This is a genomic window from Bradyrhizobium sp. MOS001 (assembly GCF_004634465.1).
Lineage (GTDB): Bacteria > Pseudomonadota > Alphaproteobacteria > Rhizobiales > Xanthobacteraceae > Bradyrhizobium > Bradyrhizobium barranii.
Map to the genome: position 1 here is coordinate 76,614 of NZ_SPVJ01000024.1, position 18,730 is coordinate 95,343.

Below are 18,730 nucleotides of genomic sequence, written 5' to 3' on the forward strand. Positions count from 1 at the left end.
GCTTACTGCGTCGGGCCGGCCGCGGAGGCGAAAGTGCTGGTGCCGCCGCTCGCATATTTCTTCTTTGCCGTTTCGACCCAGGAGGCGAAGTCCTTGTCCTCCACGACGCGAATCGCGATCGGCATGAAGGCGTGGTCCTTGCCGCAGAGCTCAGAGCACTGGCCGTAGAACATGCCGGTCTTGGTGGCCTTGAACCAGGTCTCGTTCAGCCGCCCCGGAATGGCGTCGATCTTGACGCCGAAAGCCGGCAGCGCAAAGGCGTGGATGACGTCCGCGCCGGTGACCTGGACACGAATCACCTTGTTGACCGGCACCACCATCTCGTTGTCGACGCCGAGCAGGCGGGGCTGCTTGTCCTGGGCCATCAGCGAGTCGAACTCGAACTTGCCGTTATCAGGATAGGCATAGGACCAGTACCACTGCTTGCCGGTGGCCTTGATGGTCAAATCCGCCTTCGGCACGTCGAGTTCGAGGAACAGCAGGCGGAACGACGGCACCGAGATACCGACCAGGATCAGCACCGGAACGAGCGTCCAGGCCACCTCGATCAGCGTGTTGTGCGTGGTCCGCGACGGCACCGGATTGGCCTTCGCGTTGAACTTCATGACCACGATCACCAGCAACGCCAGAACGAACAGCGTGATCAGCGTGATCAGCACGAACAGAAAGTTGTGGAACCAGACGATATTGTCCATCACCGGCGAGGCGGATTGCTGGAGCGTCCATTCCCACGGCGCCGGCTGCCCGAGTTCGGCGTATGCCGCACCGCCCGTCGCCAGCGTCAGACCCGCCACGGCCAATCCCAGCAAGTGCCGGCCCACATGGCCCATCGACATCCTCATGCCGTTCGCGCTCCCCTAACGAAATCACCCCAAGTGCATCCCCCTATTTCCGGGAAACGCTTATTCGATCCGCCCGTCTGACAAACCGCCGCGCAAGAATACCTCTAAGAGGAATTGGGGCCAGATCGCTAGAACGCCGAAATCAAGCCTCTCAAACCATAATTCTTGATCTATCGCAATGCAGTCTTGAGACCCGTCTGTCAGCCATCACCCGCAAGATATTTCCTAGTAACATCAGAGAAAAATACCGTTTCCCGGGATGCCGCGGCTTGACAGCGGCATTGCCCGCGGTAGGCACTGGCAGACAGCCGCGCAGGAACCTGATTCGTGCGGGCGATGGCGGTGTTGGCGGCGCGGAATTTGCTTGCGAATTGCCTTCAAGACGCCGTCATTCCCGTATCAGTCCGCCAGGCGCGAGCGACCCAGGCGAGCAGAGGGACCGACCCGATGGGGTTTTCGAGAAGCATGGCAAGGCAGGCGAGCGGCCCCACGATGCTGGCGGCCCTGCTGGCGGCGGTCGTCGTCTTGGCGATCCCGGGCCTCGCCCATGCGCAGGGCGCGGTGCGCTCCGTCCATGGCGACTGGCAGATCCGCTGCGACACCCCGCCCGGCGCCCAGACCGAGCAATGCGCCCTGATCCAGAGCGTGGTGGCCGAAGACCGCTCCAATGCCGGCCTTACCGTGATCGTGCTCAAGACCGCCGACCAGAAGAGCCGGCTGATGCGGGTGGTGGCACCGCTCGGCGTGCTGCTGCCCTCCGGCCTTGGACTGAAGCTCGACAACCAGGACGTCGGCCGCGCCGGCTTCGTCCGCTGTCTGCCCAATGGCTGCGTCGCCGAGGTCGTCATGGACGACAAGCTGCTCGGCCAGCTCCGCACCGCCAAGACCGCGACCTTCATCATCTTCGAGACCCCGGAAGAAGGCATCGGCTTCCCGCTCAGCCTGAACGGGCTCGGCGAGGGCTATGACAAGCTGCCGTAGGGCGGCAGGCGCGTCCGCGCGCGGCGAATCCTATCGTTTCGTAATGTGGCACCTGGCACCCTCGCGGAACCGCCGGGAAACCATTATCTTGCCCTACATCTTTCGATAATGGACGGACGCATGACCAATCCAGCCACAACCTCCCTGCTCGACCGCGCCAATCTCGACCGCGACCAGGTTCGCAACGAGGTCGCACGCGGGCTTGCCGGTGCCGACGACGGCGAATTGTTCCTGGAATACAGCCAGACCGAAGCGCTGATGTTCGACAATGGGCGGCTGAAGCAGGCGACCTATGACACCTCGCAGGGCTTTGGCCTGCGCGCCGTCAAGGACGACGCGGTCGGCTATGCCCATTCCTCCGACGTCTCGCTGCCGGCGCTGATTCGCGCCGCCGACGCGGTCGCCGCCGTGCGCGGCGGCTATTCGGGCAGCTTTGCGGCCCCGCCCCCGCACACCAATGTGCGGCTCTATGCCGACGACAATCCGCTTGATGCGCCGGGCTTCGAGACCAAGGTGAAGCTGCTCGCCGAGATCGACGCTTACTTACGCGACAAGGATCCGCGGGTGCGGCAGGTCAGCGTCAGCCTGGGGGCGACCTGGCAGGTCGTCGAGATCCTGCGGCCCGACGGCGAGAGCTATCGCGACATCCGCCCGCTCGTGCGCGTCAATGTCTCCGTCGTCGCCGGACAGGGCGATCGCCAGGAGAGCGGCAGCAAGGGCTATGGCGGCCGCGCCGGCTATGCCGAATTCATCGAGAGCAAGAACTGGCGCGACGCCGCCGACGGCGCGCTGCGCGAAGCCCTGGTCAATCTGGAATCGATCCCCGCCCCCGCTGGCGAGATGGACGTCGTGCTCGGGGCCGGCTGGCCCGGCGTGATGCTGCATGAGGCGGTCGGCCATGGCCTCGAAGGCGATTTCAACCGCAAGAAGACGTCCGCGTTCGCCGGCCTGATGGGCCAGCAGGTTGCGGCCAAGGGCGTCACCGTGATCGACGACGGCACCATTGCCTCGCGCCGCGGCTCGCTGTCGATCGACGACGAGGGCACGCCGACCAACCGCACCGTGCTGATCGAGGACGGCATTCTGGTCGGCTACATGCAGGACCGCCAGAACGCGCGCCTGATGAACATGAAGCCGACCGGCAACGGCCGCCGCCAGGGCTACGCCCATGTGCCGATGCCGCGCATGACCAACACCTACATGCTCGCGGGCGACCGCGATCCGGCCGAGATCCTGGCGTCCGTGAAGAACGGCGTGTTCGCCGCGAATTTCGGCGGCGGCCAGGTCGACATCACCTCGGGCAAATACGTCTTTCAGTGCACCGAGGCCTACAAGATCGAGAACGGCAAGATTGGCGCGCCGCTGAAGGGCGCCATGCTGATCGGCAACGGGCCGACCGATTTGCATCGCATCCGCATGATCGGCAACGATCTCGCGCTCGATACCGGCATCGGCACCTGCGGCAAGAACGGTCAGGGCGTGCCCGTCGGCGTCGGCCAGCCGTCGCTTCTGATGGAACGTATTACTGTAGGTGGAACGGGCGCATGAGCGTTGAGAAGGTAACTGTCACCGCCAAGCGGAAGAGCAGCGGCTGGGCTGGTCAGCTCATGCAGCTCGCCGGCATCGTCGCCGCCGTGTTCATCGCCAAGGGCGCGCTTGCCGAGCCGTTCTACGTACCGTCGGGTTCGATGGAGCCGACGCTCCTGATCGGCGATGCGCTGCTCGCCTCGAAATTCCCCTATGGCTACGGCACCTCGTCGCTGCCGATCCAGATCAACCTGCCCGAAAGCGGCCGCGTCTTCGCGGAGACGCCGAAGCAAGGCGACGTCGTCGTGTTCCGCTGGCCCGGCGATCGCTCGCAGGCCTGGGTCAAGCGCGTCGTGGGTCTGCCCGGCGACCGCATCCAGATGCGGCAGGGGCAGCTCTTCATCAACGACCGTCCCGCCGAGCTGAAGCCGGATGGTGTCGGCGCTGCCGAAGACGACAATGGCGGCAGCGAGCCCGCCTACCGCTATGTCGAGACGCTGCCGAACGGCGTGTCGCATCTGATCTTCAAGATGCGCGACAACGGTCCGCTCGACAACACGCCTGAAGTGACGGTGCCGCCCGGCCATCTCTTCGTGCTCGGCGATAACCGCGACAATTCCGCCGACAGCCGCGTGCCCCTGCGCTCCGGCGGCGTCGGCCTGCTGCCGATCGACAATCTGGTCGGACGCGCGGATGCCGTGCTCGGCTCCTGGGATCTGGGCATGCGCGGCCAGCCGGTGTGGACCTGGCTCTCCGGCTTCCGGCTCGCGCGATTCTTCACCGCCGTGCACTGAGCTGATCTCGTGACCTTCGACGACGTCAGAAAACTTGCGCTGACGTGGCCGGAGGTCGAGGACGGCACCTCCTACGGCACGCCGGCACTGAAAGTGCGCAAGAACATGCTGGTGCGTCTGAAGGAGGACGGCGACAGTCTGGTGATGCCGGATGTCCCGATCGACGAGCGCGCCATGCTGGTCGGGAGCCAGCCAAAAATCTTCTATTTCACCGATCACTACGCCGACTATCCGATCGTGCTGATCCGCCTGTCCAAGGCGAAGCGCGCGATCGTCGAGCCGTTCCTGCGGCGGCGCTGGCGTGGCCTCGCCTCGAAGACGGCACGCGCGGCGTACGATGCCAGCGCGTGAATGATGGCCGCGATGGATCGCGACCGCTTCCTCACGCTGGCGCTGAAGAACCCGGTCAATGTTGCAATCATCGGCGAGCTCGCCTCGCTCGCGCTTCCCGATGCGTGGCTTGTGTCGGGGTGCCTGGTGCAGACGGCGTGGAACGTACTCACGGACCGCGCGGTCGATCATGGCATCGCCGATTACGACGTGTTCTATTTCGATCCTGACACCTCATGGGAGGCGGAGGACACGGTGATCCGCACGCTGCACGCGCGGCTCTCGCATCTCGGCGTCAAGATCGAGACCCGCAACCAGGCGCGCGTGCACCTTTGGTATCCCGGCAAGCACGGCCTGCCCTATCCGCCTCTAACCTGCTCGACCGACGGCATCGACCGTTTCCTCACCCAGAACACGCAAGTCGGTGTGAGGCACGCTGGCGACAGCTTTGAGGTCTACGCGCCGCACGGCTTCGACGACATAACCGGATTGATCGCGCGGCCCAATCCGGGTCCGAACTTCTCTGCGGCAAGTTACGCGGTGAAGGCCGCGCGATGGAAGGCGTTGTGGCCGGAACTCACAGTGATTGCCGCGGAGTGATCACGCCGCCTTGGCCTGTACATTGTCGCAGAACTCTGCGAGCCGATCCGCCAACCGCAGCGTCGCGGGGCTGGCACCGGGCGAGGCCATCAGCGCCACTTCGGTCCGGTTGATCGGCTCAAATCCGTCCTTGGCCGTCAGCACGCGGTGGTCGGACTGGATCGACATCTCCGACAAGATGCTTAAGCCCATGCCCGCGGCGACCGCAGCCTGGATGCCCGCGAGACTCGATGACGAGTAAGACATGTGCCAGGCGCGGCCCGCGCTTTCCAGTGCGTGGATGGCGCCGGCGCGATAGAGACAGCCGAGCGGAAATCCGATCAGCGGCACCGACGAGGCGTTGACGTCGACCGGATGGCTCTTGCTGGTGACCCAGTGCACCCGCTCCGGCCACACCGCGATAGCGCCTTTCGCGCCGGCCTCACGCTTGAACAGCGCCAGGTCGAGCTCGCCGCGTTCGAGGTCGCGGGACAGGTTCTTGCTCTGGTCGGCGCGCACATCCATTCGCAGACCCGGATGTGAGCGCGAGAAGGCGCCGAGCAGTTTTGCCAGCCGGTACGCCGCAAAATCCTCGGGGATGCCGAGCCGGATCGCGCCTTCACTGTCGGGCTCGCGCAGCACGTCGCGCGCCTCCTCGGCGAGCGTGAGCAGCCGCCGCGCATAGGACAGCAACCGCTCGCCGGCCTCGGTGGGGCGCACGTCCTTGCCGTCACGGTGCAAGAGCACCTGGCCGACGTCCTCCTCCAGCCGCTTGATCTGCTGGCTGACGGTCGATTGCGTGCGGTGGACGCGCTCGCCGGCGCGGGTGAAGCCGCCGGCCTCGACCACCGAGACGAAGCTGCGCAGGAGCTCCAGGTCGAGCATGGCCGCCTCCATTCGAAAATCCACTGATCGGAAGTTAATCATTTAATTTCCAAATGACAAGCCGTCTCCCTAGATCGAGGGCTCAGGAGAATGCCCTCATGTCGCTCGCCACATCTATTCCCGCGCCCCGCAGCCGGTTCAACACGCTGCCGCTCGCCATCGGACTGTTTTGCCTGCTCTGGAGCTATGCCTTCGTCGCCGGCAAGATCGGCGTCACCCATTGCCCGCCGCTGATCCTGCTCGCCGCGCGCTTCTCGCTCGCCGGCATTTTGATCCTCGGTGCGACGCTGATCCGCGGTGATGGCTGGTCCTTGTCCTGGCGCGATGTCGCGATCTTCGCCGTGCTCGGCATCGCCAACAACGCGCTCTATCTCGGGCTCGGCTACACCGGCCTGCAATCGGTCTCCGCCGGCCTCGGCGGCCTGATCGTCTCGGCCAATCCGGTCTTCACGGCGGCGCTCGCTGCGTTGCTGCTTGGCGAAGGCATGACCTGGCGCAAGGCGGGCGGTCTCCTGCTCGGCATCATCGGCGTCACCCTGATCGTCTGGCATCGCCTGTCGGTCGGCACCGACTCCCTGCACGGCATCGTCTTCACCCTGGCCTCACTCGCCTCCATCGTCGCCGGCACGATTCTGTTCAAGCTGCTCGCGCCGAAGGGAAGCCTGTGGATCGGCAACGGCGTGCAGAACCTCGCCGCCGGCATCGTGCTGACGCCGGTCGCGTTCACCTTTGCCGACGTCCACGCAATCGATTTCACCCCGGGCCTGGTCGGCGCCTTCGCCTTCCTCGTGCTCGGTGGCTCGATCCTCGCCTACTGGCTCTGGTTTCATCTCCTGAAAGTGTGTGGCGCAACGGCTGCGAGCGCCTATCATTTCCTGATGCCGCCGCTCGGCATGCTGTTCGCCTACATCGTGCTCGGCGAGCATGTCGAGGCCCGCGACCTGCTCGGCATCATCCCGGTCGCGCTCGGAATTTACCTGGTGACGCGCCCCGCAAAGCCCGTCGCGTAAGAGGAGTTTTCTGATGCCCATTTCCATCACCCTGATCGGCGGCCCCACTGCGCTGATCGAGATCGACGGGTTCCGCCTGCTCACCGATCCGACCTTCGATGCGCTGGGCGCCTATCAGCTGCCGCATGTGACGCTGGAGAAGACAATCGGTCCCGCACTGAAGGCCGACGCGATCGGCCCGATCGATGCGGTCCTGCTCAGCCACGACCAGCACTCTGACAATCTCGACAATTCCGGCCGCGCGTTTCTCAAACACGCAAAGCGCGTGCTGACGACCGAGGCCGGCGCAGAACGCCTGGGCGGTCATGTCGAGGGCCTCGCGCCCTGGGCGACCTCGCATCTGAAGGACCGTGACGGCAACACGCTGACGATCACCGCGACGCCCGCGCGCCACGGCCCCGCCGGCATCGAGCCGCTGTCGGGCGACGTCATCGGCTTCGTGGTGTCCTCGAGCCGCACGGACACGAGCGACGTCTACATCAGCGGCGACACCACCTGGTTCGACGGCGTCGCCGAGGTCGCGCGCCGCTTCAAATGCGGCGTGGTGCTGCCGTTCGCGGGCGCGGCGCAAACGCGCGGGCCGTTCCATCTCACCATGGACACCAACGACACCATCGAGACGGCGCGCGCCTTTCCGGATGCGATGATCGTGCCCTTGCATACCGAGGGCTGGGCGCATTTCCGCCAGGACGGCGAGGATCTGCGCAAGACCTTTGATGTGCTCGGCTTCGGGACCCGGTTGCGATTGCTGGAGCCGGGCCTGCCGACGGTGGTTGAGGCGCCGTGATCGCGCCCCACCGTCATTGCGAGCGCAGCGAAGCAATCCAGAGTCCCTCCGCGGCGACAGTCTGGATTGCTTCGCTGCGCTCGCAATGACGGACGCTAATCCTTCCGAAACACGATCGACGCCATCCAGCCCGTCATCAGCGCCATCGCGGCGGTCGCGAGGCCATAGATCAGCCCGTGCTGGCGCGCACTGGTCGCGACGAACTGCTCGAAGCCGACCTTGACGATCTCGAACGCGGTCTCGGTCTTGGTGACCAACGCGCCATTGGCGAACAATTTGATTTCCACCTCATAGGTGCCGATCGGCACCTCCTCCGGCAGTGGAATGCCGGTACGGAACAGCGTCGGTGTCAGGAACGTCACCGCGCTCGGGTCCTCGCGATAGAGACCTTTTTGGGTTCGCAGGCGGATGAAGGCCGAGCGGAACGCATCGTTCGGCACCACGTCGGCATAGTCGCCGCTGACCCGTTGGGTCAGCAGCACGTTGTTGAGCCCGATCTGCTGCCGCCGCGCGATCTCGGGTGAGGTGATGACATCGAAGGGGCGGTTGGCGAACAGCGCGAGATAGCTCGGCACCGCCAGGAACTGCCGGTAGTCGGTGTTGATCCAGATCCCGAAGGTGCGCTCCTTGCGTCGCGTCACCATGTCGGCGCGCGGGCCCATCACGGTGACGACGAGATCGTAGCTCTTGCGGTCCGCGGGCGTGGAGGCGTCCTTCTCGACCGAGCCGAACAGCACCAGTTCCTCGCCGGAATAGTTCGGCGTCACCGTGACACGATGGTTGGAGACCGACACGATCAGTCGCTCGGCACGCGCGGCCGAGCCGAGCAGCAGGACGAGAAGGACCGCGAGAGCTGCGCGCATCATCCGCTCACTCCCAATTCACGGATGGTGAAGAGATCCTCGGGCCGGATCACCAGCTCGATGGCGAAGCGGACGCCGACCGAAAGGATCAGCAGGCCCAGCAACAGCCGCAGCTGCTCGCCCCGGATCTTCTGGCCGGCGCGGGCGCCGAACTGCGCGCCGGTGACGCCGCCGACCATCAGGATCAGCGCCAGCACCGCGTCGACGAGGTGATTGGTCACCGCATGCAGCAAGGTCGCGAACAGCATCGTGACCAGCGTCAGGACCATCGAGGTCCCGATCACGGTCGAAGTCGGCACCCGCAGCAGATAGATCATGATCGGCACCAGGATGAAGCCGCCGCCGATGCCCATGATGGCGCCGATGAAGCCGATCACGATGCCGACGATCACGACCGGAATGACCGAGAGGTAGATCTTCGAGCGCTTGAACCGCATTTTCAGCGGCAGGCCGTGGATCCAGCTGTGCGTGCGCCGTGGCGGCACCGCGCCGCGACGGGTCCGCATCAGGGCGCGCAGGCCCTCGGAGAACATCAGGCTGCCGACCGTGGTGAGCAGCACCACGTAGGACAACGCGATCATCAGATCGAGTTGGCCGAGCGCGCGAAGCTGCGTGAAGGTCCACACTCCGAGCGCCGTGCCGGTGACACCGCCGCATAACAGCACACTCGCCAGCGCCGGATCGATCGCACGCCGCCGCCAGTAGGACAGCGCGCCGGAAAAGGAGGAGGCCGCGATGTGGCTCGCAACGGAGGCGACCGCGACCGCCGGCGTGATCCCGATGAAGATCAGAAGCGGCGTCATCAGGAAGCCGCCGCCGATCCCGAACATGCCGGAGACGAAGCCGACCGCCGCGCCCATCGCCAGCACCAGGAAGATGTTGACCGGCAGATCGGCGATCGGGAGATAGAGCTGCATCGAAGGACCACACTCCGGCGAAATGGATCGATTGCGCGGGAATGCTCGCCGGACGGTCGGAACGATTGCCGCGCCCCTCAATAGCGGAATTCGTTGTCGGGCGGGACCATGAATTTAGGGCGTGGTGAATGCGGCGCGCGAGCTGTCTCCCCTCACCCTGAGGAGCCTGCGCAGCAGGCGTCTCGAAGGGCGAGGCCCGGATCGGTGGTGGGGGCCTGCATGGTTCTCGCGGCGATGCGAAGCATCGTCCGCTACGCGCGCCAGGGCGCGCTCCTCACCATGAGGAGTGAGAGTGCGCTTTAGTGCGCCGCTGACGCCGCGCGCTTGGTTGCGACCGGCTTCGGCGCGGGCTTTGCGTTTGCCTGCGGCGCGCTGTCCCAGCCGCCGTTCGGGGCGGGAACATTGACCGCGTCGTCGGGCTGCGGCTCGGCGCTGAACGTCTGGATCGCGAGCTTGGCGGCGGCGAGCGACTGCGGATCGAGCCGCTTGGCGACGTCGTCGCGCTTGCCGGATGCATCCGCGTCACCCTGGGCGGCTGCGAGAGTGAACCATTTGTAGGATTCGGCGAGGTTCTGCTCCACGCCGATGCCGCGGGCATAGAGGATGCCGAGGTTGAACTGGCTGTCGGCGACGCCGCGATCGGCGGCCTTGCGGAACCACTGCGCCGCGCTCTTGTAATTGGCGCCGCGTCCGCCGCCGTCGGCGTCGAGCACCGCGAGATTGTGCATCGCCTTGGCGTTGCCGCGCTCGGCGGCCTGCGTGTAGTACCGGCGGGCGATGTCGGCGTCCTTCTTCACCCCGAGGCCCTTCTCATAGAGCGTGCCGAGGCGGAAGGTCGCGGGCACCACGCCGGCCTGCGCCGCGCGGTCGTACCATTTGGCGGCTTCATCGTAATTCGCAGCGACGCCCTTGCCCTCGGCAAAGCGCACGCCGATCTCGTAGGCCGCGGTCGCATCGCCCTTCATCGCGGCGGTGCGCAGCACCGGACCGCCGATGCCGTCAGGGAGCTTCTCGCTCGGCGGCACCTGGATCATGCCAAGCTTCGCGCGGCTCATGCCCGACAGCGCGCCGGTGACGTCGTTGCTCGCCGCAGGCGGTGGTGGCGTCGCGGGGACCGGCGGGATTTCGACCGAAGCCGAGCTGCCCGCCCCTGCCATGGGAGCCGGCGCGGGATTATTCAGCGACTGCTTCCCGATCGGCGTCGGCGAGGTCATCGACGGCGTGACCTGCTCGGGCGTGGCGGGCTTGGTCTCGACCGGCGGCGGAGGAGCCTGCGGCGCGGGCGCGCTCGACGAATTCTCCATCGCCTGCGGTGACGGCGGCGGGCTGCCGCCATCGAGCAGGTTCATCGCCATCTTGAAGGTGCCGAGCACGATCACGACCACGCTGGCGCCGACCAGCAGCGAGCGGATCTTCGAGGTGATGGTCGAGCCACCTTCCTGGCCCGTGTCCTTGGCGCGGCCTGCGATGGCCGCCTTGGCAGCTGCCTTTGCACTTGCCTTGGCACCGCGGGCCGGCTTTTCCGGCTGCGCGGCGGCGGCCTGCGCGGCACGGCGCGCGGCCGCGATAAAGCTCGACGACGACACCGGCTCTTTCGGCGCGGCGGGGATTTCGCTGATCGCGCTTTCGGACGCGGCAATGCGCTCCGAGGGCGTGGCGACGCGGCCGCCCGGCCGTGTGCCCGGCTCGAGCGGATGGTCCGGCGGCAATTCCGGTGCGAGCGCGGCGCGCGCGGGCGCCGTGTGCGGCTCGAGGATCTCGCTGATCGCACGCGGCGGAACGGGCGGTGCGGTTGGCACCGGCGGCGGCGCGGCCGGTGCGGCGGCATGGAATTCGCGCGGCGCGGCGACGAAGGCGCCCTGTGGCGGCTGTTGCGCGGCGGCCGGGTTCTGCAGCTCCGGCTTCGGATCGTATTTCGGCTGCTGCTGCGGCTGCTGCCACGGCTCGCGCGCGACAGGCGGGGGCTCCATGGGCGCGGCCATTGGCATCGACATGGACGTCGAACTGGGCATCGGCTGCGGCGCGGGTGCCGGCGGCGCCGTGCGCACCGCGCGCAGATCACCCTCGATCATCGAGAGGCGATCGACGACATGGCCGAGCGCGCTGTGCACGGCCTCGAGCGAATCCTGGGTGCTGCGGTTGGTCTCGGCCTGGCTGAAGCGGATGTCGGAGAGCTCGCGCTTGACCAGATCGACCATGCCGGAATCGGCAGATGGTGCCGAATTGCGGCTTTCGGCGAGGGCGGAATAGGTCGCCTGCTGCCGCTCCAGATGCCGCAGGATGTCGTGCAGCCCGTCCTCGACGCGGCTTAGATTGCCGTTGCGCGGATCGGAGGCAGCTTCGATCCGCTCCAGCAGATACGAGACCCGCTGTTCGAGATGCGCAAAGGTCGACGCGGAATCGTTGCCGACCTGCATGCGGTCGAAACGGTCCGACAGCGCGCGGATCGCGGCTTCGAGATGCTCGCTGCTCTCGGTGGGCTGCGGCCGCTCGCGCGTTTCCAGCGCGGCGGTGAGCGCCGCGATGCGCTGCTCCAGTACCGCAAAGCTGTCGCTGGGGCCGGACGAGCGGGTGACCTGGTCGACCTTGGAGGACAGCAGCTGCACGTCGTCGGAAAGACGCGCCAGGGCTTCGTTGGAAGCGACGTTGGAGACGATGCCGCGCAACGCCGAGATCGCGCCTTCGAGCTGGCGCACCGTCGACGGGTCGTCATTGGCGCGCAGGATCAGATCGAGCTTGGCGCCGAGGTTGCGGATCGCTTCATCATAACCGGTGAGCTGCTCGGCCGGTGTCAGCGTGCGCAGCACCTGCTTGATCTCGGACAGCGCGTGCTCGATGCCCGACAGGACCTGGCCATCCGTCCCGGACGAGCGGGTCTCGTCGATGCGACGGTGCAGCGAGCGGATCTCGTTCTCGATCGATTCGATCGCACGGCGCGGCATCGCCTCGGTGATGGCGTGGCGGATCTCGGCAAGCTCGCTGCGGAAAGCGTTGATTGCCTGCTCGGTGTTGTCAGGGCGCTGGAGCGACTCGATCTGGCTCGTGATCTTGAGCAAATGGCGCTCGAGCGACGAGAAATCCGGCCCCGGCTGCGGGGGCGGCGGGGCATAGGCAGGCGCGGGCGGCGCCATCGGGGGCGCGAAAGGAGCTGCCGTCGGTGCAATCGAGGGCGCTGCGCGCGGCGGTATCTGCCGCGGCGCAAAGCCGTCGAGCTCGCTCTGCCGGGCCGTGATCTCGGCGACGGCAACGTCGAACGACGCGGGGCTCAAGGGAGGTGAATTGCGATAGACCTGTGCGGCCGCGCGCTCGACCATATCGGCCTGGCGCTGGCGCGTCTCGACGGGTGCCGGAGCCGGTACCGGCCGCTGAGGCTGCTGCGGCTTTGAGATTTGCGACAGCCGCGCATCGAGCCGCGAGATCGCGTCGTTGAGCTGGCGCGCGACGCCCTGCTCGCGCGAGACGTCTGGTCGCGACGCGTCCTGTCGTGAAGCATCTTGGCGCGGCGCGGGCTTTGAAATCCGTTCGATCTGCTGGGTGATCGCGTCGAGCCGCTGGTGGATATCGGCGACGTCGCGGCTCTCCTGGCTCGGCATCTGTTGCGGGCGCTGATCCTGGCGCTGCTCTTGACGCTGGTCTTGACGTTGTTCTTGGCGTTGATCGTAAGGTCCGCGAAAATTCGGCGGGGCCGTCTCGCCGAGCGTGGAGTTCAGCCAATCGTTGAGTGACATGCCGGCACGACGCGCAGCAGCTTCGGCCCGCTCCCTGACGGATGGATCGATGCCGTCAACACTCCACGATACGCGCGAATTCATGACTCTGTCCGGTTCCGACTCCGGCGCCCCACCCGGCGCCTCCAGCCTCCCCACGCGTGCCGGTTGTGAAGACAATCGGATTTGGCGCGGGTCGTCTGCCTCGAAAACCGACTTTTTCCTGTTACGGTAAATAACGGGTTAAGGAACGCGTTGCCGGTGTCTTAAAGTTGGGCGCCGGGAACCCGATTGCCGCCGTTGGCCCCGCCCCAAAGCTGCGTCCCGACAAAGATTTCGCCACGCGCCCGATCCGCACGTCTCAATGGATAGAGAGCGGCCCGATCCACGGGCGGGTTCTTGCCTGACTGGATTGTTGGCTGACATGAAAAGGTTGCTCGTGGCCGCGATGGCGGCCGGACTGGCATCGCATGCTGTTGCCGCCGATGCCCCGGCGGCAGCGCCTGCGGTGAAGGCACCGGCGCCCGCGGGATACAATTGGACCAGCTGCTATGTCGGCATCCAGGGCGGCGGCAACTGGGGCAAGAGCGAGCATGTCCGGCGCGCTGGCGACGACTCCGGGCCAACGATCACAGGGACTTTCAATCTCAGCGGTGCTGCCGTCGCGGGCGGTGTCTTCGGCTGCGATTTCCAGATCGAAAAGACCGTGCTCGGCTTCGAGAACGACGCGTCATGGACCAACCAGCACGGCAAGGTGCAGGATCTGCCGCCCTTCAACGTCGGGGTGACGAGCGGCACGCGGGAAAAATGGATCGATATGTTCCGCGGCCGTGTCGGTTACGCGCTCGATCAGTTTCTGATCTATGGCACGGCCGGTATCGCCTTCGCGGGCACCGAGGTCACCGTGTCCAACCAAGTGGTGCAGGTCACCAGCTCCCAGACCCGCACCGGCCTGGCGGCCGGGCTCGGTGGTGAATGGGCGGCCTATGTCGATACCTGGGGCGCCGTGACCCTCAAGCTCGAATATGTGCACGTCGATTTTGGCAGCAAACGATATGTCGATCCGCCGATCAGCGGCGCCGTCACGCGCGACGTCAGGCTGACGGACGACATCGTCCGCGCCGGCGTCAATGTCCGGTTCAACTGGGATAGGCCGGTCGTCACGAAGTACTAGGGCTGCGCGGGCTCAGCCCTTCCCCTCGCGCTTGCCGTCCTCCAGCGGCACGACCGTGCTCTTGCCGCTCATCGCCGATAGCGCCTGGAGCGCCTCTTCGCAGAAATCGGCCACCATCTGCTCGTGGCGGGCACCGAGCTGAAGCAGCAGCAGATTGCCGAGGTCGAGCACGCCCGACGCCGAGCCCTCCGGAAATCGCTTCTTGAGGATCCGCTCGTAATTCTCGTGCCGGTCGCGATGGTGCTCCAGACGGGCCATCAGATCGGTGCGCATGGGCTCGATGTCGATGCTGTCGAGCGCGTGCAGCCGCACCAGCAGGTCGTCCTTGATCGAGGGCGGCGTGCTCGGCCGCGCGGCCCAGTGCCGCAGCGCTGTTCGCCCCTCGGGAGTCAGCGTATAAATCAGTTTGTTGGGCTTGCCCGATTGCACGACCTCGCGGCCCTGGATGTAGCCGCGGTCGCGCAGCTTGGAGAGCTCGCGGTAGATTTGCTGGTGGTCGGCTTTCCAGAAGAAGCCGATCGAGGAATCGAATGTCTTGGCGAGCTCGTAGCCCGTCATCGGACGTTCGGTCAGGCATGCGAGGATTGCGTCGCCGAGCGCCATGGCACCAGCTCCCTTTCGAGGTCTCGACCAATTGACTTGACTTTATGCGCATTGGTGCATATGCGTCAATGTGCATATGAGGCGGGCTTCAGACCCGCCCTTATCGGCCATCGCGCTACTGTGCATGGGGTTGTTTTCGCGTTTTTGCCAAGGCCTTTGATCGAGAAGGCCTTTGACTAAGGGAGGCACCTGAGAATGACCGGCCTCGACTCCTGGTACGCCTTTATGAAGTCCCACGACCGCGCCGCGCTCTGGGACCTGCTCCATCCTGACGCCGTGTTCGAAAGCCCCGTCGTGCATTCGCCGCAGCGTGGCCGCGACATCACCTTCAAATATCTCGCCAGTGCCGAGAAGGTGCTCGGCGGTCCCGGCTTCACCTATGTCGGCGAGTGGAAAAGCGCCAACGGCGCGGTGCTCGAATTCAAGAATGTCATCGACGGCATCGAGATCAACGGTGTCGACATCATCACCTTCGATGCTGAGGGACGCATCACCCATTTCAAGGTGATGGTGCGTCCGCTCAAGGCGATCAACATGCTGCACCGCCTGATGGCGGAGCAGTTGGCCGCCGCCCAGTCATAAGCCAACATCATCACTTCAGACCGCCTGCCGGGAGACCATCATGCCGATCTATAAAGCCCCCGTCGAAGACGTGAACTTCCTGCTCAACGACGTCTTCCAGATCGACCGCTACGACAATCTGGCCGGCTTCTCCGATGCGTCGAGCGACGTGCGCGAAGCCATTCTCGGCGAAGCCGCGAAGCTTGCGGAAGAAGTGCTGCAGCCGCTCAACCGTGTCGGCGATCTCGAAGGCTGCAAGCGCGCCGATGACGGCAGCGTCACCACGCCGAAGGGCTTCAAGGACGCTTTCAAGCAAGTGGCAGAGGGCGGCTGGCTTGGCCTGTCGGCGCCGACCGAGTTCGGCGGCCAGGGCCTGCCGGTGACACTGAGCCAGGCGGTCAACGAATTCCAGATCTCCGCCAACATGGCGTTCTCGATGTATGGCGGCCTCACCATGGGCGCGACCGCGGCGCTGATCGTGCACGGCTCGCCCGAGCAGAAGCAGACCTACGTGCCGAAGATGGTGGCGGGTGAGTGGACCGGCACCATGAACCTGACCGAGCCGCATTGCGGCACCGATCTCGGCATGCTCCGCACCAAGGCGGTCCGCCAGCCCGACGGCAGCTTCAGGATCACCGGCACGAAGATCTTCATCTCGGCCGGTGAGCATGACCTTGCCCCCAACATCATCCACCTCGTGCTCGCCCGCATCGAGGGCGCACCCGCCGGCATAAAGGGCGTGTCGCTGTTCGTGGTGCCGAAATTCCTGGTCAATGCCGATGGTTCGGTCGGCGCACGCAACGGCGTGGTGTGCGGCTCGATCGAGCACAAGATGGGCATTCACGGCAATTCCACCTGCGTGATGAACTACGACAGCGCCACCGGCTGGCTGATCGGCGAAGAGAACAAGGGCATGCAGGGCATGTTCGTGATGATGAACGAGGCCCGCCTCGGCGTCGCCGTGCAGGGTCTCGCGCAGTCCGAGGTCGCCTATCAGAACGCGGTCGCCTATGCCCGCGAGCGCATCCAGGGCCGTTCGCTGACCGGCGTGAAGGCGCCGGACAAGCAGGCCGACCCGATCATCGTGCATCCCGACGTACGCCGCACGCTGCTCTCGATCCGCGCCTTCAACGAGGCGGCGCGCGCCTTCGTGATGTGGACCGCGCTGAAGAGCGACGTCGCCCATCGCTCCGAGGACCCGAAGGACCGCCAGGCCGCCGACGACCACATGGGCCTGATGACGCCGGTGCTGAAGGGCTTCCTCACCGATTACGGCTTTGCCAACGCGGTGCAGGCGCAGCAGATGTATGGCGGCCACGGCTACATCGCCGAGCAGGGCATGGAGCAGTTCGTGCGCGATGCCCGCATCGCCATGATCTATGAAGGCGCCAACGGCATCCAGGCGCTCGACCTCGTCGGCCGCAAGCTGCCGCGCGACGGCGGCCGTGCCATCATGGCCTTCTTCGGCGAGGTCATGGCCTTCGCCAAGGAGAACGGCGGCGACGAGGCGCTGAAGCCTTTCATCACCCCGCTCTCGGCCTCGCTCGGCCATCTCCAGCAGGCCACGACCTGGCTAATGCAGAACGCGATGGCGAAGCCGGACAATGCGGGCGCTGCCGCAACCGATTACCTGCATCTCTTCGGCTTCGTCGCGCTCGGCTACATGTGGGCGAAGATGGCCAAGGTGACGCAGGCGAAGATTGCCGCGAGCGGAGCGACGCCCTATCTCTCGACCAAGCTCGTCACCGGCCGCTTCTTCATGGAGCGCATGCTGCCGGAGACCGCCGCCAATCTCGCGCGCATCCAGGCCGGCTGCGCCACCATCATGGAACTGCCGGCGGAAGCTTTCTGAGGCTTCCCGCTTCGCCAATGATCCGACCGCGCCGCGGTCGTAACCAATAACTGCAATCAGGAGGCTCCCATGGCAGATGCCTATATTTACGACCACGTCCGAACCCCGCGCGGCCGCGGCAAGGCAGACGGCGCGCTGCATGAGGTGACGGCGCTCGCGCTCGCCACCGTGCCACTGAAGGCGCTGAAGGACCGCAACAATTTGCCGGAAGATTCCGTCGACGACGTCGTGCTCGGCGTGGTCGACCCCGTCGGCGAAGCTGGCAGCGACATCGCGCGCTTCGCCGCGCTCAAGGCCGGCCTCGGCGAAGCCGTGCCCGGCGTACAGATCAGCCGCTTCTGTGCTTCCGGCCTCGACGCCGTGAATTTTGCCGCAGCCCAGGTGATGAGCGGCCAGCATGAGTTGGTGATCGGTGGCGGCGCCGAATCCATGAGCCGCGTCGGCATCGGCGCCTCCGGTGGCGCCTGGCCGATGGACCCGTCGATGGCGGTGCCGGCCTACTTCATGCCGCAGGGCGTCTCGGCCGATCTGATCGCCACGAAATACGGCTTCTCGCGCGACGACGTCGACGCCTATGCCGTGCAGAGCCAGCAGCGCGCCGCCAAGGCCTGGGACGAGGGCCGTTTCAACAGGTCCGTCGTGCCGGTGAAGGACATCAATGGCCTCACCATCCTCGCCAAGGACGAGCACATGCGGCCCTCGACGACGATGCAGTCGCTGGCACAGCTTCAGCCGTCGTTCACGATGATGGCGCAGATGGGCGGCTTTGACGGCGTCGCGGTGCAGTCGCACCCAGAAATCGAGCGCGTGAACTACGTGCACCACGCCGGCAACTCGTCGGGCATCGTCGACGGCGCCGGCGCCGTCCTGCTCGGCAGCAAGGAAGCGGGTAGCAAGTACGGCCTGAAGCCGCGCGCAAAGATCCGCGCCTTCGCCAATGTCGGCTCCGAGCCGGCGATGATGCTGACCGGTCCGGTCGACGTCACCGAGAAGCTGTTCGCGCGTTCGGGCATGAAGAAGTCGGACATCGACCTGTTCGAGCTCAACGAAGCCTTCGCTTCCGTCGTGCTGCGCTACATCCAGGCCTTCGACATCGACAACGCCAAGATCAACGTCAATGGCGGCGCGATCGCACTCGGCCATCCGCTTGGCGCCACCGGCGCGATGATTTTGGGCACCGTGCTCGACGAGCTCGAGCGCACCAACAAGGCGACCGCCTTGGTGACGCTGTGCATCGGCGGCGGCATGGGCACCGCGACCATCATCGAGCGGGTCTAACGAGCTGCCGTCGGGTGGGCGTGCCCACCATTGCTGTCTC

General features: G+C 65.8%; 17 protein-coding genes. 11 read left to right on the forward strand and 6 right to left on the reverse strand.

What is annotated here, in order from left to right; genetic code table 11:
• Window positions 1-2 precede the first annotated feature (2 nt).
• Window positions 3-842, reverse strand: a complete 840-nt coding sequence (gene coxB / locus CT676_RS25890; protein ID WP_063980764.1) for a cytochrome c oxidase subunit II — start codon at window positions 840-842, stop codon at window positions 3-5.
• A 447-nt stretch (window positions 843-1,289) separates the two neighbouring features.
• Here coxB and CT676_RS25895 point away from each other — a divergent pair, with 447 nt between their 5' ends.
• The 5 genes from CT676_RS25895 to CT676_RS25915 all read left to right on the forward strand — a co-directional run bounded on the left by CT676_RS25895 (window position 1,290) and on the right by CT676_RS25915 (window position 5,074).
• Window positions 1,290-1,823, forward strand: coding sequence for an invasion associated locus B family protein (locus CT676_RS25895; RefSeq protein WP_085402684.1), 534 nt, complete (start codon window positions 1,290-1,292; stop codon window positions 1,821-1,823).
• 120 nt (window positions 1,824-1,943) lie between these two features.
• A complete protein-coding gene (gene tldD, locus CT676_RS25900) occupies window positions 1,944-3,371 on the forward strand; it encodes a metalloprotease TldD (protein WP_085402685.1) in 1,428 nt (475 codons plus the stop codon).
• Window positions 3,368-4,144 carry a signal peptidase I gene (lepB, locus tag CT676_RS25905; protein ID WP_085402626.1) on the forward strand — a complete coding sequence of 259 codons (777 nt, stop codon included), beginning with the start codon at window positions 3,368-3,370 and terminating at the stop codon, window positions 4,142-4,144. The genes tldD and lepB overlap by 4 nt, the downstream gene beginning before the upstream one ends.
• Window positions 4,145-4,153: 9 nt before the next feature.
• The gene (locus CT676_RS25910) at window positions 4,154-4,495 is read left to right on the forward strand and encodes a hypothetical protein (protein ID WP_085402627.1); all 342 of its coding nucleotides are present in this window, start codon (window positions 4,154-4,156) and stop codon (window positions 4,493-4,495) included.
• Window positions 4,496-4,507: 12 nt separating this feature from the next.
• Entirely contained in the window at window positions 4,508-5,074 is a 567-nt protein-coding gene (locus tag CT676_RS25915) for a nucleotidyltransferase family protein (RefSeq protein ID WP_085402686.1), read from the forward strand.
• Here CT676_RS25915 and CT676_RS25920 read toward each other — a convergent pair whose 3' ends face one another.
• Window positions 5,075-5,938: a LysR family transcriptional regulator gene (locus CT676_RS25920; protein WP_063986047.1), complete on the reverse strand. Its 864-nt coding sequence runs from the start codon at window positions 5,936-5,938 to the stop codon at window positions 5,075-5,077. It abuts the gene before it with no gap.
• 98 nt (window positions 5,939-6,036) lie between these two features.
• Here CT676_RS25920 and CT676_RS25925 point away from each other — a divergent pair, with 98 nt between their 5' ends.
• Together CT676_RS25925 and CT676_RS25930 are read left to right on the forward strand one after the other, a co-directional pair.
• A complete protein-coding gene (locus CT676_RS25925) occupies window positions 6,037-6,948 on the forward strand; it encodes a DMT family transporter (protein WP_085402628.1) in 912 nt (303 codons plus the stop codon).
• 13 nt (window positions 6,949-6,961) lie between these two features.
• Window positions 6,962-7,735 carry an MBL fold metallo-hydrolase gene (locus tag CT676_RS25930; RefSeq protein ID WP_135215608.1) on the forward strand — a complete coding sequence of 258 codons (774 nt, stop codon included), beginning with the start codon at window positions 6,962-6,964 and terminating at the stop codon, window positions 7,733-7,735.
• Window positions 7,736-7,830: 95 nt separating this feature from the next.
• On the opposite strand, the gene CT676_RS25935 is transcribed toward CT676_RS25930, so the two are convergent.
• The 3 genes from CT676_RS25935 to CT676_RS25945 form a co-directional block, all read right to left on the reverse strand.
• Window positions 7,831-8,601 (reverse strand): TIGR02186 family protein, encoded by a 771-nt coding sequence (locus CT676_RS25935; RefSeq protein WP_063980759.1) that lies wholly within the window; start codon window positions 8,599-8,601, stop codon window positions 7,831-7,833.
• A complete protein-coding gene (locus CT676_RS25940) occupies window positions 8,598-9,515 on the reverse strand; it encodes a sulfite exporter TauE/SafE family protein (protein WP_071916904.1) in 918 nt (305 codons plus the stop codon). The genes CT676_RS25935 and CT676_RS25940 overlap by 4 nt, the downstream gene beginning before the upstream one ends.
• A 299-nt stretch (window positions 9,516-9,814) precedes the next feature.
• Entirely contained in the window at window positions 9,815-13,327 is a 3,513-nt protein-coding gene (locus tag CT676_RS25945; protein ID WP_167768153.1) for a tetratricopeptide repeat protein, read from the reverse strand.
• Window positions 13,328-13,646: 319 nt separating this feature from the next.
• Here CT676_RS25945 and CT676_RS25950 point away from each other — a divergent pair, with 319 nt between their 5' ends.
• Complete coding sequence (locus tag CT676_RS25950) at window positions 13,647-14,396, forward strand: outer membrane beta-barrel protein (protein WP_161495873.1); 750 nt, start codon at window positions 13,647-13,649, stop codon at window positions 14,394-14,396.
• 12 nt (window positions 14,397-14,408) lie between these two features.
• Here the strand turns inward: CT676_RS25950 and CT676_RS25955 are convergent, their stop codons facing one another.
• Window positions 14,409-14,999 carry a PadR family transcriptional regulator gene (locus CT676_RS25955; protein ID WP_085402632.1) on the reverse strand — a complete coding sequence of 197 codons (591 nt, stop codon included), beginning with the start codon at window positions 14,997-14,999 and terminating at the stop codon, window positions 14,409-14,411.
• 195 nt (window positions 15,000-15,194) lie between these two features.
• Between CT676_RS25955 and CT676_RS25960 the strand changes: the two genes are divergently transcribed.
• The 3 genes from CT676_RS25960 (at window position 15,195) to CT676_RS25970 (ending at window position 18,690) form a co-directional block, all read left to right on the forward strand.
• A complete protein-coding gene (locus CT676_RS25960; RefSeq protein ID WP_028151642.1) occupies window positions 15,195-15,581 on the forward strand; it encodes a nuclear transport factor 2 family protein in 387 nt (128 codons plus the stop codon).
• A 40-nt stretch (window positions 15,582-15,621) separates the two neighbouring features.
• Window positions 15,622-17,412, forward strand: coding sequence for an acyl-CoA dehydrogenase C-terminal domain-containing protein (locus CT676_RS25965; protein ID WP_085402633.1), 1,791 nt, complete (start codon window positions 15,622-15,624; stop codon window positions 17,410-17,412).
• 69 nt (window positions 17,413-17,481) lie between these two features.
• Window positions 17,482-18,690 carry an acetyl-CoA C-acetyltransferase gene (locus CT676_RS25970; RefSeq protein ID WP_085402634.1) on the forward strand — a complete coding sequence of 403 codons (1,209 nt, stop codon included), beginning with the start codon at window positions 17,482-17,484 and terminating at the stop codon, window positions 18,688-18,690.
• Window positions 18,691-18,730: the final 40 nt, after the last annotated feature.

Excerpts from the sequence above, each read along its gene's own strand:
- coxB (WP_063980764.1), bottom strand. The coding sequence starts at position 842 with ATGAGGATGTCGATGGGCCATGTGGGCCGGCACTTGCTGGGATTGGCC.
- CT676_RS25895 (WP_085402684.1), top strand. The coding sequence starts at position 1,290 with ATGGGGTTTTCGAGAAGCATGGCAAGGCAGGCGAGCGGCCCCACGATG.
- tldD (WP_085402685.1), top strand. The coding sequence starts at position 1,944 with ATGACCAATCCAGCCACAACCTCCCTGCTCGACCGCGCCAATCTCGAC.
- lepB (WP_085402626.1), top strand. The coding sequence starts at position 3,368 with ATGAGCGTTGAGAAGGTAACTGTCACCGCCAAGCGGAAGAGCAGCGGC.
- CT676_RS25915 (WP_085402686.1), top strand. The coding sequence starts at position 4,508 with ATGGATCGCGACCGCTTCCTCACGCTGGCGCTGAAGAACCCGGTCAAT.
- CT676_RS25920 (WP_063986047.1), bottom strand. The coding sequence starts at position 5,938 with ATGCTCGACCTGGAGCTCCTGCGCAGCTTCGTCTCGGTGGTCGAGGCC.
- CT676_RS25925 (WP_085402628.1), top strand. The coding sequence starts at position 6,037 with ATGTCGCTCGCCACATCTATTCCCGCGCCCCGCAGCCGGTTCAACACG.
- CT676_RS25930 (WP_135215608.1), top strand. The coding sequence starts at position 6,962 with ATGCCCATTTCCATCACCCTGATCGGCGGCCCCACTGCGCTGATCGAG.
- CT676_RS25935 (WP_063980759.1), bottom strand. The coding sequence starts at position 8,601 with ATGATGCGCGCAGCTCTCGCGGTCCTTCTCGTCCTGCTGCTCGGCTCG.
- CT676_RS25940 (WP_071916904.1), bottom strand. The coding sequence starts at position 9,515 with ATGCAGCTCTATCTCCCGATCGCCGATCTGCCGGTCAACATCTTCCTG.
- CT676_RS25945 (WP_167768153.1), bottom strand. The coding sequence starts at position 13,327 with ATGAATTCGCGCGTATCGTGGAGTGTTGACGGCATCGATCCATCCGTC.
- CT676_RS25950 (WP_161495873.1), top strand. The coding sequence starts at position 13,647 with ATGAAAAGGTTGCTCGTGGCCGCGATGGCGGCCGGACTGGCATCGCAT.
- CT676_RS25955 (WP_085402632.1), bottom strand. The coding sequence starts at position 14,999 with ATGGCGCTCGGCGACGCAATCCTCGCATGCCTGACCGAACGTCCGATG.
- CT676_RS25960 (WP_028151642.1), top strand. The coding sequence starts at position 15,195 with ATGACCGGCCTCGACTCCTGGTACGCCTTTATGAAGTCCCACGACCGC.
- CT676_RS25965 (WP_085402633.1), top strand. The coding sequence starts at position 15,622 with ATGCCGATCTATAAAGCCCCCGTCGAAGACGTGAACTTCCTGCTCAAC.
- CT676_RS25970 (WP_085402634.1), top strand. The coding sequence starts at position 17,482 with ATGGCAGATGCCTATATTTACGACCACGTCCGAACCCCGCGCGGCCGC.